This window comes from Niameybacter sp. (assembly GCF_036655075.1).
Classification (GTDB): domain Bacteria; phylum Bacillota; class Clostridia; order Lachnospirales; family Cellulosilyticaceae; genus Holtiella.
In genome coordinates, this window is record NZ_JAVVQU010000027.1 from 27,596 (window position 1) to 44,140 (window position 16,545).

Annotated in this window: 17 protein-coding genes; 16 read left to right on the plus strand and 1 reads right to left on the minus strand. The window is 36.9% G+C overall.

Annotated features, from left to right (window positions below):
• Positions 1-116: 116 nt before the first annotated feature.
• Entirely contained in the window at positions 117-311 is a 195-nt protein-coding gene (locus RRY75_RS08900; RefSeq protein ID WP_332493544.1) for a hypothetical protein, read from the minus strand.
• Between the two features lie 219 nt (positions 312-530).
• Between RRY75_RS08900 and thrC the strand changes: the two genes are divergently transcribed.
• The 16 genes from thrC to RRY75_RS08980 all read left to right on the plus strand — a co-directional run bounded on the left by thrC (position 531) and on the right by RRY75_RS08980 (position 16,320).
• A complete protein-coding gene (thrC, locus tag RRY75_RS08905) occupies positions 531-2,012 on the plus strand; it encodes a threonine synthase (RefSeq protein WP_332527487.1) in 1,482 nt (493 codons plus the stop codon).
• Between the two features lie 180 nt (positions 2,013-2,192).
• Positions 2,193-2,702: an SEC-C metal-binding domain-containing protein gene (locus RRY75_RS08910; RefSeq protein WP_332493548.1), complete on the plus strand. Its 510-nt coding sequence runs from the start codon at positions 2,193-2,195 to the stop codon at positions 2,700-2,702.
• Between the two features lie 53 nt (positions 2,703-2,755).
• Complete coding sequence (locus RRY75_RS08915) at positions 2,756-3,250, plus strand: hypothetical protein (RefSeq protein WP_332493550.1); 495 nt, start codon at positions 2,756-2,758, stop codon at positions 3,248-3,250.
• Positions 3,251-3,514: 264 nt separating this feature from the next.
• Positions 3,515-3,832, plus strand: a complete 318-nt coding sequence (locus RRY75_RS08920) for a hypothetical protein (protein ID WP_332493552.1) — start codon at positions 3,515-3,517, stop codon at positions 3,830-3,832.
• Position 3,833: 1 nt separating this feature from the next.
• Complete coding sequence (locus tag RRY75_RS08925) at positions 3,834-4,865, plus strand: V-type ATPase subunit (protein ID WP_332493553.1); 1,032 nt, start codon at positions 3,834-3,836, stop codon at positions 4,863-4,865.
• Positions 4,866-4,883: 18 nt separating this feature from the next.
• Positions 4,884-6,860, plus strand: a complete 1,977-nt coding sequence (locus tag RRY75_RS08930; protein WP_332527486.1) for a V-type ATP synthase subunit I — start codon at positions 4,884-4,886, stop codon at positions 6,858-6,860.
• Positions 6,861-6,900: 40 nt separating this feature from the next.
• Entirely contained in the window at positions 6,901-7,335 is a 435-nt protein-coding gene (locus RRY75_RS08935) for an ATP synthase subunit C (RefSeq protein WP_332493555.1), read from the plus strand.
• A 24-nt stretch (positions 7,336-7,359) separates the two neighbouring features.
• Positions 7,360-7,668, plus strand: a complete 309-nt coding sequence (locus RRY75_RS08940; protein ID WP_332493556.1) for a V-type ATP synthase subunit F — start codon at positions 7,360-7,362, stop codon at positions 7,666-7,668.
• A 10-nt stretch (positions 7,669-7,678) separates the two neighbouring features.
• Positions 7,679-8,320, plus strand: coding sequence for a V-type ATP synthase subunit E (locus tag RRY75_RS08945; RefSeq protein ID WP_332493557.1), 642 nt, complete (start codon positions 7,679-7,681; stop codon positions 8,318-8,320).
• Positions 8,313-10,082 (plus strand): V-type ATP synthase subunit A, encoded by a 1,770-nt coding sequence (locus tag RRY75_RS08950; protein WP_332527485.1) that lies wholly within the window; start codon positions 8,313-8,315, stop codon positions 10,080-10,082. The genes RRY75_RS08945 and RRY75_RS08950 overlap by 8 nt, the downstream gene beginning before the upstream one ends.
• Positions 10,083-10,099: 17 nt before the next feature.
• A complete protein-coding gene (locus RRY75_RS08955; RefSeq protein ID WP_332494512.1) occupies positions 10,100-11,485 on the plus strand; it encodes a V-type ATP synthase subunit B in 1,386 nt (461 codons plus the stop codon).
• 5 nt (positions 11,486-11,490) lie between these two features.
• Positions 11,491-12,096: a V-type ATP synthase subunit D gene (locus tag RRY75_RS08960; RefSeq protein ID WP_332494514.1), complete on the plus strand. Its 606-nt coding sequence runs from the start codon at positions 11,491-11,493 to the stop codon at positions 12,094-12,096.
• 422 nt (positions 12,097-12,518) lie between these two features.
• Positions 12,519-15,017 (plus strand): SpoIID/LytB domain-containing protein, encoded by a 2,499-nt coding sequence (locus RRY75_RS08965; RefSeq protein ID WP_332527484.1) that lies wholly within the window; start codon positions 12,519-12,521, stop codon positions 15,015-15,017.
• A 324-nt stretch (positions 15,018-15,341) separates the two neighbouring features.
• Positions 15,342-15,635, plus strand: coding sequence for a hypothetical protein (locus RRY75_RS08970; RefSeq protein ID WP_332716428.1), 294 nt, complete (start codon positions 15,342-15,344; stop codon positions 15,633-15,635).
• A gap of 47 nt (positions 15,636-15,682) precedes the next feature.
• Positions 15,683-16,048 (plus strand): hypothetical protein, encoded by a 366-nt coding sequence (locus tag RRY75_RS08975; protein WP_332716431.1) that lies wholly within the window; start codon positions 15,683-15,685, stop codon positions 16,046-16,048.
• A gap of 2 nt (positions 16,049-16,050) precedes the next feature.
• Positions 16,051-16,320 carry a hypothetical protein gene (locus RRY75_RS08980; RefSeq protein WP_332716434.1) on the plus strand — a complete coding sequence of 90 codons (270 nt, stop codon included), beginning with the start codon at positions 16,051-16,053 and terminating at the stop codon, positions 16,318-16,320.
• Positions 16,321-16,545: the final 225 nt, after the last annotated feature.

The window sequence follows — 16,545 nt, forward strand, 5'->3', positions numbered from 1 at the left end:
TCACAGCAAGGCATAGGCCTTGGATCAGGACGGCGACGACAATCTTCCCAGGCATATTCCTCAGAGTAAGGCATAGGTCTTGAACTTCTACGATATTCACTCATTTTCGTTCCTCCTTAACACCTACAATCTTCAATGAAGTCAATATGACTCATATTGAAGATTTTAATATTTCCTGAACAAACCTCTATAGCTTTGACGTAACAAGGTGTTATATTGCATATAAAAACCTTATAACGACATTTACCGCTATGAATAATCGCTTTTTGGCCAATAAGATGGCAAAGACTATCGGAATAACAAAATGACATAAGCAATTCCTCCTATAAACAAAGTAGGGAAAATTTTTATCTCTTTCTATAAATTCCCTACTATAATGTATGACAAATTACGACAAGAGGTGACGATGGAATTATATAATTTATTCAAAAAAGTAAAGAATAAATGAAAAATGTTCTGCATATGTTTAAAGCTTAACTATGGTATAATCCTAAATATAGATTATTTAGAGTAGATGAGGGGATGATGCGATGAGTTGCTATCAAAGTACAAGAAATCAAACAATCAATATTACAGAAACAGAAGCGATATTACAGGGTATTTCAAAAGAAGGGGGACTTTTTGTTCCTAAAGAGCTTCCTAAAATGGATTTTGAACTGAATGCATTACTGGATTTTAACTATCAGACCTTGGCCTATCGTGTCATCCGTCTCTTCTTTGACAACCTTAAAGAGGAAGATTTAAAAGGGTGTATAGCCCATGCCTATGATGAAAAGTTTGACACCCCTATGATTGCACCAGTAAAGACAACACAAACAGCACATTTTTTGGAGCTCTTTCATGGACCAACTTTAGCCTTTAAGGATATGGCCCTTTCTATTTTGCCATATCTCATGACAACCAGTAAACGTTATGAGCAAGAGGATAAAGAGATTATCATTTTAACTGCTACTTCTGGAGATACAGGCAAAGCAGCCCTTGAAGGTTTTGCAGATGTGCCTGGAACTAAGATTATTGTATTCTTTCCAGAAGAGGGGGTAAGTGATGTGCAGAAGCGTCAGATGACTACACAAAAGGGTGAAAATACTTTGGTAGTAGGAATCAAAGGAAATTTTGACGATGCACAAACAGGCGTAAAGCAGATTTTTGCAGACCAAGCATTTGAAGCAGAACTTGCAGCCCAAGGTTTTGTTTTTTCTTCAGCCAATTCTATCAACATTGGGCGCCTTGTCCCACAAGTGGTATATTACTTTTATGCTTATGGAAGACTGGCCCAAGAGGGAAGCTTGCAAGTTGGTGAACCTATGAATGTGGTCGTGCCAACAGGTAACTTTGGAAATATTTTAGCTGCCTACTATGCTAAGTGCATGGGACTTCCTATTGGTAAGTTTATCTGTGCTTCTAATAAGAATAATGTACTCACAGACTTCTTTGAAAAGGGGATTTATGACAGAAGGCGTGACTTTTTCGTTACGAACTCACCTTCAATGGATATTTTAATTTCAAGCAACCTAGAACGCTTCTTATATTATATGTGCGAAGGGGATACAACACTTGTAACTGAGTTTATGGAGGACCTTAGAACAAAGGGGTATTACAAGGTCACAGAAAAGATGCAAGAAAAGATGCAGCTTTTTGAGGCTGGATTTGCAGATGATGAAACTACTTTGGCCATGATTAAAAAAGTTTATGAAGAAGAAAACTATTTAATGGATACCCATACAGCAGTAGCTTACGCAGTCTATGACAGCTATAAGACACGTACTAAAGACCTAACACCAACAGTGATTGCTTCTACTGCAAGCCCTTATAAATTTACAGGAAGTGTGATGTGTGCTTTAGACAAAAAATATGAAACACAAAATGATTTTGTTCTTTTGAAAGAAATGGAAAAACTTTTAAATAACCAAATGCCAGAAGGTATTCGTGGCATTGAAACATTACCAATCAGGCACCAATGTGTGTGTGAAGTTACTCGGATGAAAGAGACAATAGCTGACTTCTTAAAATGAGATAGGTGGAGAGACTTGTAAAATACCCTCGAAATGTGCTATTGTAGTAAGGATAGATTATCGTAAAATAAGATATAGTAAAAAGGTCGAAATTAATGTATAATAGATATGCTAATAGAGACGTTTATACTATGGAAAATAGTACTAGCATACGTTAAGAAAAAAGGAGAGTTATTGATTATGACATTATATCAACAATGGGACAATTATGGTGAAGACGCAAAAGTACGTTCAACTGAAGAATACAAAAAAGTAGTTGAAAGATATTTAACAATGGAAAGAAACGTATACTCAGAACTTCTTGCAGATGTAAACACTGTAGTTGAAGGTACAGTAGCTGAACTTGCAAAACGTTTTGCAATGACAGAAGTAGAATTCGTTGGATTCGTAGATGGTATTAACGAGAGTCTTAACCAAGGGGCTTATGACTTAGATACTTTAACAGCAGAATCTACAATCAAATTAGACTTTGACCTTAAAAAATTATATTGGAATATGCTTGATGCTCAAGCAGATTGGCTTTACAATTTACCACAATGGGATGAACTTCTTACAAAAGAAGAACGTCAACAAGTTAAAAGAGACTTTAAAAAATCAAAAACAGTTGTTATTGGTAAAAAAGTTGGACGTAACGATGCATGCCCATGTGGTAGTGGCAAAAAATACAAACAATGCTGCATGAACAAGTAATAACTGCCTTTTGGCAGTTATTTTTTTAAGAAGCATTAGAAGGAGAGAGTAGGATGGATATCGTTTGGTCATATTGTCTTATTGCAATTATTACACTTGTACTCGTTATCATTAGACTCATTAATAACAAATTATTAAAGCAATTCATGGAAAAGCATCCAGAAGGTACAAAATATGTTGTGTTTAAAAAGGACTTTTTCTACACAGTAGCAAAACTTGCTGTACTCATTACCCTTATTATTAATGGAATGACTTTATATGGTCATAGTAGATTGAATGTGCCAAGTATTGTGATGACTCTATTTGTTGTCATGATGTGCTTATTAAGTGGTATAAGTTTCGTTATTGTAGATGGAAAAAAACACTTTGATATCTCCGGTTATGAATTATCTGAGGAAAACGTTAAGGACATTAAGATTAAAGAGCATAAAATGAGATTAAGTTGTACCATTCTTTTCAATGAAGAAATCAATGGGTATCAAGGAATGGAGTTTTACTTATTTGGTAAGGATAAACAAAAATTCATTGATCAAATCGAACAAATGTAACAAAACTAAAAGAGAAACCGCTCAAAAGGTTTCTCTTTTTTTACGTTTCGAAGAAAAATGTAAAAAATAAATATTTTATAATTGTGTAATAACAATACATAATTGATATATAGATGAAAAAGTTTAGTGCTTTTCATTAAACTTCATTAACTCATGAAAATACACTTTATTTTTTTTAAGATGGTGGTAGAATATAGGGTATGACATATAATGAATGGTGATTCATAAAAAAACAACGTCATGGGACAATAAGGAGTGAAAGGCATGGAAGATATTATAAAAGAAATTATTAAGATCGACTCCAGTGCACTTGAGAACAAGAAGCAACAGGAAAATCGAATTAATGAGCGGAAGGCCTATTATGAAGCACAAATGGCGGCTTATCAGAAGGAGCGTTTAGCAAGTGCCAAGGAAAAAGCTGACGAAACGTATCAAAGTGTGATTAAGGCTAGCGAAGAGCAGTACAAATTTGAAGAAGAAAAGGCAAAGAAACAAGTACTGCTGATTGAGAATAAATATTTACAAGTGGAAGGTCCCCTACTTGAACAGGTGTTTAACAAACTTTTTCTAGTGGAGGCGTAATATGAATGTGTATGCATCCTATAATGCGATCAATAGTAAAATACACACCCGCAAGAAAACACTGCTCAAAAGGGATGATTGGAATAAAGTATTAGATTACACCACAGTTGCTCAGTTTACAGAATTTTTGAAAAAACGTTATGGATATGGTGTGCATCTTGAACATAACAAGATAGAAGATATGCATAGAGGTGAGCTAGAAGTCATGTTACAACGCTATGTCGTTGGTGAAATCGAAAAGCTTCTGCATTACTTCTCAGGTCCTTATAAAGATTTTATTAAAATTTTATTACTGCAGTATGATATAAGTGATTTACAACTTATTCTAAGGGCGATTGCCAGAAATGAGAGTATCAATGACTTGCAAAGACATTTTGTGCATTCTGAAACGCATACACATTTGGCTTATGATAAGTTGATTGGGAGTCAATCCGTTTCTCAGTTTGTAGAGGGTCTTAAGGGTTCACTTTTTTATGAAGATTTAAAGACAATGACACAAGAAGATGTGGTGACACGAGAGTTTCATATGGAAATGAAGTTTTATCTCTTATATTATAGAGAACTGATGAAAAAGGCAAAGAAACTCAGTGCCAATGACTATAGTATTGTAAAACAGATTATAGGACTTAAGATAGATTGCTTGAATATTCAGTGGATCTATCGAGCGATGAAGTATTATGATATTTCAAAAGAAGAGATTATGGTGTATAGCTTGCCAGGGGGAAATGTTTCTTATAATAGTCTTAAAAAATTAGTGTATGCGAAGTCTCTTGGAGAGTTTGAGACATTGGCCGAAAAGCATTTAAAAGATAATGTATTTGACCAAAGAGGGGATATGCTTTTAGAAAGAAATATGGACACCGTCCTTTATCAAATCATTCATAAAGTTAATGATGAAAATTCTATTGCACTCGCTCTTAGATATATTTTTGTCTTAGAAATAGAAACTCAGGATCTTATTGCAGTGACGGAAGGCATTCGTTATGGTCTTGATAAAGAAGAGATTAAAAAATACCTTGTTTATACATTATGATGAGTGGAGGAACAGTAGATGGCTATTGAAAAGATGGTCTTGCTCAATCTAGTCGGTTCACTTGACGATGAGCATGCAATATTAGAGGAGTTAGTTTTAAGTGAGAGTATTCACTTAAACATGGACCATAATGATGTATATGACAACAACTATATGGTTCATCAGTACGAAGCCATGATGCCGCAAGATGCTATGCCTATCATCGAAAATTATGCGCAAATGGAAGCAGAATATGAGAAGATGCTAGAAGATGTTAAAATTATTGCAGAGGGTGTAGGCATTGCTTCAAAGCTGGATAAAGTCAATGTGGGGCGAAAGTATAGTTTTGAGGATGCCAAACGAGAGCTAGGCTGTCTAAAAGCAGACGTATGGGAAAAGATAGAATCTATCAATGTCCAAAAGGCAAGGCTTAAAGAACTAAAAAATTTCAAACAAAAAGTAAGTTGTATCAAGGCTGAATGGAGTAATTTTAGTGATTTACATGAGTTGAATTACTTCGATTTTCAAGTGGGCATGCTATCTTATGATAACAAGATACAAATTAAGAAAAACTATGAAAATATTAGTGCCATTATCTTAAAAATTGGAGATATTCAAGATTCTAGAGAAGATATTTACTTAGTTGTGTATCCTAGACAGTTTAAGAAAGAGACTAAGCGTTTGTTAAAGTCACTTAACTGGGTATCGCTTAAAATACCTGAAGACATTATTACGATGTCAGAGAGTTTAAAAGAAGCTACTGAATGCAAAATTGAAGAAATTCAAGGAGATGTGAATAAGTTAGAACAAGCACTTCTTACCAACTTGGATGAAAAGATTCTTATACTCAATAAAATCTTCACAAGGGTTAAGATAGAACAAAAAATCTTAAAGATTAAAGAAGAGATTGTCCATGGGAATAACCTCTTTGTGATGAATGCATGGATTGCTAAAAAGAATCAACTATCTATCGAAGAAAAGATTGGTGACATCACAGATAAATTTGTTGTGATTGCAAAAGATGCCAATGAGCTCGATAAGAAAGTGATTCCACCAACTAAGCTTAAAAATAACTGGCTGTTTAAACCTTTTGAAATGATTGTACAGCTGTATGGCTTACCTTCTTATCATGAAATTGACCCAACACCTTTCTTGGCCATTACCTTTATGCTCATGTTTGGGATTATGTTTGGAGATATTGGGCAAGGGCTAATTTACTTTTTAGCAGGTTTATTCATCTACAAAAAAAGTGCTGTGGCAGGTGGTATTTTAACCAGACTAGGTTCAAGTTCTATCGTTTTTGGTTTTGTATACGGAAGTTTATTTGGGCTAGAACATGAGCAGTTGCCTTGGCTACCACATATTGTAGGGAGCCCACTAGCTAAAGTAAATATTATGCCGATCTTAATTGCAGGGGTTGTCTTTGGAGTTGTTGTTTTGTCTGTGTCTTACATCATAGGAATTATCAATGCCCTAAGACGTGGAGATGTGGAAGATGGTGTGTTTGGGAAGAATGGGATTGCAGGCTACATTTTCTTTATGGGATTTGTAGGGACACTTGTAGCACTCTTTGGTGTGATTCCTGTATCACCTTTTGTACCTCTTGGAATTATGGGCATCATGCTTGTCATTATGATCTTAAAAGAGCCTTTGACCAATATGATTAAGAGAGAAAAGCCTTATATTCATGGGGAAGTAGGATCTTACTTTATCGAAAGTATCTTCGAAGGGGTAGAAACCATACTAGGTGCTTTAAGTAATGGGATTTCCTTTATCCGTGTAGGTGCCTTTGCACTCAACCATGCAGGGTTGTTTATGGCGTTCTTAGTGATGTCAGATATGACGGATAATTTTGTATTAAAACTTTTAATCTTAATTATTGGGAATATCTTAATCTTAACATTAGAAGGTCTTGTTGTATTTATACAAGGCTTAAGACTTCAGTACTATGAGATGTTTAGCAAGTACTTTACAGGTGACGGCGAAAGTTATGCACCTATTAGAATAGAAGACTAGTCAAACAATTTAGAGAAACAAATAAAAGGAGACATTAAAAATGGAAATGATGATTATTTTAGCAGCAATAATAGCAGTTGGTACAATGGGTTATGGGGCACGTATGATGCGCCAAAATAGAAGTGGAAATGTAAAACATGCCATGACAACATCTCTTTCAGCGTTCTCTTTTGTGCTTGCAGGTGCCTTTGTATTTATGCTTATGGGTAGTCCAGTGTTTGCAGCAGAAGCAGGTACAGCAGCAGCAACAGCGGGGGCTTCGTTTGGAGATGGTCTTAAATATGTAGCGGCAGCTTTAAGTACAGGTTTGGCAACAATGGGTACAGGTCGTGCAGTAGGTGCGGTAGGTTCTTCAGCTATTGGTGCAGTGTCAGAAGACTCTACTATTTTAGGTAAAACTTTAATTTTCGTAGGGATGGCTGAAGGTATTGCTATTTACGGAATGATTATTTCTATCCTAATCTTATTCGTATAAGATTTTTTAGAAAAGAGAGCGATTATGAAATCTTTTTTAATTAGCGATAATAGAGATACTTGGGTAGGTATGCGTCTAGCAGGAATCAATGGTGTCATTGTCCATGAAAAGGAAGAGCTGCTAGAGGCTCTACAAGCTGCAATGAAAGATGAAGAGATTGGTCTGGTCATTATTACAGAGCGTACAATGGATTTAGCTTCCGAAGAAATAATGGATATGAAATTAAAAGTAGCAAGGCCTCTTATAATGGAAATTCCAGATAGACATGGAACGATGCGCAGTGAAAATGCCATTACCAACTATATAAGAGAATCAGTCGGCATTCGTATATGAGGTGAGAAAAATGGTAACTATAGAGCAAAAATTATCCCTATTTTCTAAGCTTCTCCAACAAGATATCAAAACAGAAATCGGTGATAAAATCGAAAGTATGGAAAAAGAATATGAGGAGATTATGTTAGAGCACAAACGCAAAGTTGATAAAGATGCAGATGACATTGTTGAACATGCTAGAAAAAAAGGTGAGATAAAAAGATTAGAGTTAATCAGTAAAGCAAAAATGCAAACAAAGAAACAAACGATGTTTACAAAAGAAAAATACATAGGTGTATTTATGGAGCATCTTAAAGCACGTATTGGAGTCTTTAAAAGGACCACAGAGTATAAGGCTTATTTGACTTATATCACAAGTAAAGTAGAAGACTTACAAAGCTATCATACAGACTTTGTTGTGTATATGACACAAGAGGACCATACACAGTATGGTGACTATATTTTAGAACAACTTACAAGTACAGGAGTTGCAAAGGAAAGGTTAAGCTTAGCAGTAAGAGATGATAGTATGTTAGGCGGGATTGTGTTAGATAGTCCTGTGAAAAACCTAAGAATTGATTTATCCATTGCTGCAGTCATAGAAGATCACCGTGACGAAATTGTGGAACAACTCTTTCAAGCTATTGGAGAGGTGGGGGGACTAGATGAGTAATCAAGTTGGCATAATTAAACTTGTTAATGGACCTGTTGTTAAGGGTGACCATATGGCAAGCTTCAAAGTTAATGAAATGGTAACAGTAGGCAAGCAAAAACTCATTGGTGAAGTTGTATCGCTTGAAGGTAATGAAGCCACCATTCAAGTTTTTGAAGAGACAGAAGGCCTTCGTGCAGGAGAAGAAGTGTACCCAACAGGTGCACCTCTTTCCTTGACTTTAGGACCTGGTATGCTTGGAAATATGTTTGATGGGATTCAAAGACCGCTTAAACAAATTGAGAAGATTTCTAAAAACTTTATCCCAGAAGGCATTGGCCTCCTTTCTATTGATCCTACATCACCTTGGGAAGTCAAAGTTGTTGTTAAAGAAGGGGATGTTTTAGCACCAGGAAGTATTTATGCTACGATTCAAGAAACTTTGAGCATTGAGCATCGTTTAATGGTGCCACCAACAATAAGAGGAACCGTTGTAGAAGTAAAACCTAGTGGCATTTATACGTTAAATGATGTCATTGTGAAATTGGCAACAGAAGAAGGGGATATTCATGAGTTAACCTTAGTACAAAAATGGCCAGTTAGACGTCCAAGACCAATTCAAAAGCGTATTCCTATTTATAAACCGCTCATTACTGGACAACGTGTTATTGATACTTTCTTCCCTGTGGCAAAAGGGGGGACAGTGGGACTTCCTGGAGGATTTGGAACAGGAAAAACAGTGACTCAACATCAGCTTGCCAAGTGGTCAGATGCAGATATTATTGTGTATATTGGTTGTGGGGAACGTGGGAATGAGATGACTAACGTACTTGAAGAGTTCCCAGCCCTTATTGACCCACGTACCAACCGCCCATTAATGGAACGTACCATTTTGATTGCCAATACTTCTAATATGCCCGTTGCAGCCCGTGAAGCCAGCATCTATACAGGGATTACAATGGCTGAGTACTTTAGAGATATGGGGTATGATGTAGCGATTATGGCGGACTCCACTTCTCGATGGGCAGAGGCCCTTCGTGAAATTTCAGGACGACTTGAAGAGATGCCAGCAGAAGAAGGGTATCCAGCGTACTTACCTTCTCGTTTAGCACAATTCTATGAACGTGCAGGTTGTGTCACCACTCTTAACAATCATGAAGCTTCTGTCACCATTATTGGGGCAGTATCTCCAGCAGGTGGAGACTTCTCAGAACCTGTTACGGAAAATACTAAACGTTTTGTAAGTGCTTTCTTGGCCCTAGATAAAAAGTTAGCCTATGCGAGACACTATCCTGCTATTAACTATTTGACCAGCTATAGTGGGTATGTCAGTATGCTAGAAGAATGGTATCGTGAAAATGTTTCTTCAGAAATGTTACCGCTTCGTGCCAAGATGATTCGCCTTTTACAGGAAGAAGAAAAGCTGAATGAAATTGTTCAGTTAGTCGGAGAAGATGTGTTGCCAAACGACCAGCACTTAGTTCTTGAAATTGCTAGAACCATTAAAAGAGGCTTCCTTCAACAAAACGCGTTGCACAAAGATGATACCTATGTATCTCTAGAAAAGCAATATAAAATGTTACGCGTGATTGACACGCTCTACACCAGTGCGTTAGCTTGTGTTAAAAGAGGGATTCCTTTATCTACCATTCGAAAAGAACGGGTATTTGATGACGTTGTTAAAATGAAGTATGATGTGCCTAACGACCAAGTTTATCTTTTAGATGAATTAGAAAAGAAAATAATCGATACTTATAGAAGCTTAAGAGAAAAATATGAATAGTGAGGAGGATGGTCAAAATGAGAAAAGAGTACTTAAAATTAGAACGTGTAGACGGTCCCCTTATTGTACTTTCAGATATTCAAGATGTTTCTTATGGTGAAATTGTCAATATCAAAGTAGATGGTGGCCTAGACACACGTAAAGGAAAGGTCATCAAAATCGAAGGCGATCAAGTGATTATCCAGGTCTTTGAAGGGACAACAGGAATTTCTATAGAGAATACAGCTGTACAATTTACAGGGAAACCGCTAGAAATTCCTCTTTCAAAAGAAATTTTAGGCAGAACCTTTAATGGAGTAGGTGAACCGATTGACGGAGCGTATCAAATTGTCTCCAATGTAAGAGCCAATGCAAATGGTAGACCCATCAACCCAGTAGCCCGTAGATACCCAAGAAACTTTATTCAAACAGGGATTTCAGCTATAGATAGTTTAATGACACTCATTCGTGGGCAAAAACTTCCTATCTTTTCAGGGAATGGGATTGCACATAATGAACTTGCTGTACAAATTGTTAAACAAGCTAAAATTGAAGGGGCTAACAGCAACAACTTTGCAGTAGTCTTTGGAGCAATGGGTGTGCGTCATGATGATGCGAGCTACTTTATTCGTAGCTTTGAATCAGCAGGTGTACTCGATCATGTTGTTATGTATTTGAATATGGCGGATGACCCAATTGTAGAAAGAATTTCTACACCACGCTGCGCCCTAACAGCAGCTGAACACTTAGCTTTTGAACACAATATGCATGTCCTTGTTATTTTGACCGATATGACAAGTTACGCAGAAGCCTTACGTGAAATTTCTTCCACACGTGAAGAAGTACCTTCTCGTAAAGGATATCCAGGGTATCTTTACAGTGACCTATCTACCATTTATGAACGTGCAGGGATGCTAGAAGATAGAGAGGGATCTATTACCCTGATTCCAATACTAACCATGCCAAATGATGATATTACCCATCCTATCCCTGACTTAACAGGATTTATTACAGAAGGGCAAATCGTTTTAAGCCGTGAATTAAATCAAAAAAATATTTATCCACCTATTGCAATTTTACCATCTCTTTCACGTTTAATGAAAGATGGTATTGGGAATGACTATACAAGAGAAGATCATGCGGATTTATCCAATCAAATTTTCTCAGCTTACTCAAAAGTTCAAGATATTCGTGCTCTTTCACAAATTATTGGGGAAGATGACTTAAGTGACACCGACAAATTGTATTTGAAATTTGGCCGTGAGTTTGAAGAGTGTTTCATTGCGCAACGTCCCAATGAAAATCGTTCTATGATAGAGACATTGGATCTAGGTTGGGACATTTTATCTATTTTACCAGCCTCAGAACTCGATCGTATGCCACCAGAAATGGTGAAAAAATATTATAGAACAAATAAGGAGTAGATATTATGGCACTACTCGTGGCACCAACTAAGTCCAATTTGATTAAAGCTAAGGCCTCACTTGAGCTTTCTCAAAAGGGTTTTGAACTTTTAGACAAGAAACGTAACGTTCTCATTCGTGAGATGATGTTGCTCGTAGATAAAGCAAAAGATGTTCAAAATAAAATCTATGACACCTTAGATGAAGCTTATGCAGCCTTACAAACAGTTAACATTACCATGGGGATTGCACAAGTAGAAGACATTGCAAGAAGTATTCCAAAAGATGAAAACTTTGAAATTCTCTTGAAAAGTGTTATGGGTGTAGATATCCCTACGGTGAAGTATGAGGAAACACCTGTCTACCCAAGCTATGGCTTTCATGACACCAATCCTGCACTTGACCGAGCGGCCCAGCAGTTTAGAGTAGTTAAATACTTGATGTATGATGTAGCTGAAATTGAAAACTCTATTTTCAAATTGGCTAAGGAAATTGAAAAGACGCAAAAGCGTACTAATGCATTACAGCATATTCAAATTCCTAGATACAAGGAGCAGGTCAAATATATTCAAGATGTGTTAGAAGAGAAGGAACGAGAAGACTTCTTTAGACTCAAGAAAATAAAGAAATAAATGTGAAAAATGAAACTTTATCTTTTCCCTTGCAAAAGGCGAGGGAAGTGCTATAATAAAGATAGCTTAAAGAACTCCTGTAATGTTCGAGACCCTGTTATTTTGAACCTACAACTTACGTTCGGGAGACGATATCGCGCTATGAAGCAAATGTTAGGCCGCAAGCTAATTCCCTTTGGGCAGCGGACAACAGGACTTTAATAGCTAGTTTCCCACCTAGCTATGCTAGGGCGTCAAAATACCAGGAACGACATTCCGGGACAAAGTTGATGATTAGCACTAACCGTCAGGTTAGTGCTTTTTTGTGTGCAAAATAATTTGTGTAATTTATGAATAGTTTTCCTCCCCCTAGAATATATATAGTACAAGCATAGGAAGATTCAAGGGATTAACCGAGATTAGAGTCGATGAGGAGGAGGACTATGAGTAGATACGACAGAGGGTATAGGAACAGTAGAAACTATAGAAGTAGCAGGAGTGGTAGACGTGGACGCTATGAAGAAAGCCATGGTGGAGGACTAGCCTTTATTATCTTTGTGTTTATACTTGCAGTAGGGGCATACTTAATAAGTGGAGATTCGGGACAAGCATTTGTAGAGGAATGGATGGGCAAGGCTCAGCAGGCAATTAGTAATGGGATTATAGCAAAACAAGAAGAAACGCCTACATTGCCTTCTAACATGACACCTTGTACCAAGGCTAATATTGCCAAAATTGTGGCATATACTTTAATGGAGGATACCCCATTAGAAGATATAAGTGAAGAAAGCCTATGGTATAGTAAGTATTACACACGTCTAAAGGAAGATCCTAAGTTTAACTTTTTTGATGAACAAGAAGCGATGGAAGTCATGACCTATGAAGAAGCCACTCAGTTTTTTGTAGATATATTAGGAGAGGGTTATGCAGTGAACGTGGATGCTACACAAGATGTATCCAAGAAATCCATGACACTCAAGCAATTTTTAAAAGGCTTTGAGCAGGCACTCGAGCATGCAGGTAAAAAGGACTTGCTACATTATGAGGAACTTAGTATACTGGCAACTTCTTTGACAGATAGTAGACTAGGTGCATGGCAAGTACTTACAGATAAAGGCATCTATGGATTTGAAGGCTTAATTTTAGATCCTTGTGTGGGCTATACGTTACAAGCAATTGTTAAAAATGATGAAATTCTAGGAATTGTAGATACCATAAGTGCAACAAGTAAGATTCAAAAATGTTACGTGGTTGCTGTTGCAGATGGAAAGGCAACTTTGCGTGTAGATGAGTATGAGTTAACTTATAAGAACCAAATTATAACGCCTAATGAAATCGGCAAAATTTGTACAGTTACCATTCAAAATGGTGAAGTTCTTAGCTGTGAAGTTTTAAAAGAGGATTTAGGAGACCGTATATTGAGGATGACAGATGACTATATTGAGTTTGAGATAGCAGGTAGATTACCTTATCAAAAACTCACCCTTTATGATGGGACAGGCACAAATACATATACACAGCTTGGACAACTTTTTTCTGGAATTAAAGTAAGCTATACCATGCAAAACGATTGTGTGCAAACATTAAAAGTGTTAGAAGACCAAACGACAGATGAAGTCCGTGTCTTGTTGTCACAAGATGGTGTATCTGGCTATACCCAAGAGAATGTACAAGTCACCTGCGAAGGTGGCTTTGTGGCGCTATATGGGGACAAGAAACAAGAAATAGCATCAGGAGAAGTGTGGGATGCCAGTCAAATTACATGGGAGATTGGCAAAAGTAAGGTGACACTCATGCCAAAGGGAGAGAGCCAGTTGCAAGTGGCATCTATGACAAGAAAAGAGAAGCAGCCTACTTACAAAGGTGCATTAGAAGTTTATAAAGAAGAAGAAGGATTTACTTTAGTCAACAAGGTAGACTTAGAATCTTATATTGCAGGTGTCATTCCAAGTGAGATGCCTACAAGCTATGAGAAAGAAGCACTAAAAGCGCAAGCCATAGCAGCTAGAAGTTTTACCAAATCGCAACAAAAAAGTAACAAGTTTTTACGTTATGGTGCACAGCTAGACGATACAGTAGCTAGCCAAGTATATAACCATACACCGGAAGATGAGGCTTCTTATGCAGCAGCCGAAGCCACCAAAGGAGAAGTGATGCTTTACAATGAGCGCATTGTAAATGGAAACTTCTTTTCAACATCAGCAGGGTATACAGCCAATTATGGTGAAACTTGGGCTATTGGCGAAATCTTCCCAAGCAATACGCCAAGTTTTCTTGTTGCTAGACAGCAGTATGTAGGTGAGCGCGTAGTAGAAGATCTATCTAGTGAGAAGAATGCATACACTTTTTTCACTACAGCACCTAGTGAAATTGATGCCTTTGATCAAGATGCCGCCTGGTTTAGGTGGCAAGTGCACATGAGCGCAGAAGAGCTAGAACAGGTAGTGAATGCCAACATCTATAAGCTAACGACTAACTATCCCAACATGGTAAAAGTTAAAGAGGGGGATAACTGGGTCATTGGTGAAATCGACAACATTGGTGCCATTAAACAAATTCAAGTAACCAAACGTGGAGAAGGTGGCAACATTATGGAAATGCTAGTAGAGGGTGAGAAGATGACCGTTAAGGTGGGCACAGAATACTTAATTCGCTCACTTTTTGCACCCGTTCAAAAAGACGCCACCAAAGACCCCATCATTGTGACACGTGCGGATGGCAGCGAAATCAAGAACATGGCACTCCTGCCTAGCGCATTCTTCAGCATGGATATTCACTACGAAGACACAAGCACCATCAGCGAAATCGACTTCTATGGCGGCGGCTACGGACATGGTGTAGGCATGAGTCAAAACGGTGCACAAGGCATGGCAAAGCGGGGGTATACATATAAGGAAATATTGAGACATTATTATAATGGGGTTACGATAGAGGAATTGTAGGTATATAATGTGAATTAGAAATAAGTCGTGGTACGGAGTAAGAGTTGCAATAACTCGTGGTACCAAAATGAAGGTTTTTACCATGTTATGGCATGCAGTTACAATAAGTCATGGTATATAAGAGCATATCAAAAATCTCACTTACAATAAGTCGTGGTATATGAAAAGGTAGCATATGGAAAATGTGCTACCTTTTTTTTCATGTATAGAGTTTCTCGGTTATTAAATCATAATGTATAGAAGCAATTTTTAAAAATGCTTAGAGAAACAATAAATAATACTCTAATATATCAAATCATTGCAAAAATACAGGAGCAAATAAAAATGAATATACTTAGAATATTTGAAGATGAGATTTTATATAGTTGGGTATCTAGAATGTATACTATTCATAATCTAAAAGGATATGCTTTGTTAAATGAACTTCTAGGTACACAAAAATTCTATATTCACCAAGTTAAGCCATTAAAAGTAGAGGTCAAGGGAATGGAGATTCAAAATCTGATACAGAATCATTCGATTATGCCAATCGTGAGACCGTTTATGACTCAAAATAGGTATGAAAAATTAGTAGTGGAGTTCATGACACATAAGAATACAAAGGGATTACGATTATGAAAAGGATGTGTGTGTATGAGTAACTATAGACGGATCGGAGATGCAAAATGAGAAAATTATATTGGAAAATAAGATATACCTATGAAAGGTGGTATTTTGAAAATAAGTATGGCAATAGAAAAAATAAGGTGTACTACGATAAGCGATATGATTGTTATGTATGTCCAAAGCTACTAGATGAAAGAGGACCAGTAGAATATGTAATAGCTGAATTGACACGTACAGGGCTCATTTATAAGTACAAGCTTAATGGAGAATGGGCACATGATCATTTCTTTGTGGAAGTATTGCTTAATGCATACAATGAGGCTGAGGTGTTCGAAATACCGCAAGAAGTGGAATATCAGTACAGTCAACAGGAACTAGATATGCTTAGAAAAGCTGTTGAAGCAGGAAAGGTAGGAGAAAAGTAAATATGGATAAAGAAAAGCAAGCGTTTCAAGAATTAAAAGAAAAAGGTGCTGATATACAACTAATATTCATGAAGTATCTTTTGGATAGAGAAGTAACAGAGGAAGCGATGGGCGACTTTGCACTTCAATATACACAGTTAAAAGAGGATGAAAAGTGGGAAGTAGCTGAGGAGTTAAATCAAGACTGCATTAGAGGGGTGGATACATGGTCTAGATTTTTAGATGGCATCGAATTTATTTTTGAGGAGTATTACGAGAAAAGAGGTAAATAAGATGAAGCACTACTCAGGCACAGATAATACAAGATTATCTGTGCTTTATGTGATATTAGCGAATTTACTGTGCATAGAATAGATATGGGTGACAAGCATAGGGTTATTCTATTAAGACTTATGACAATATTAATAAATATTAATAGGATAATTTAGCTTAAAAAGGAGGGGATAGTGTGAAAAGAAGAAAGGCTTGGAGTAAAAATGGCAACACTAAAGAAAGGG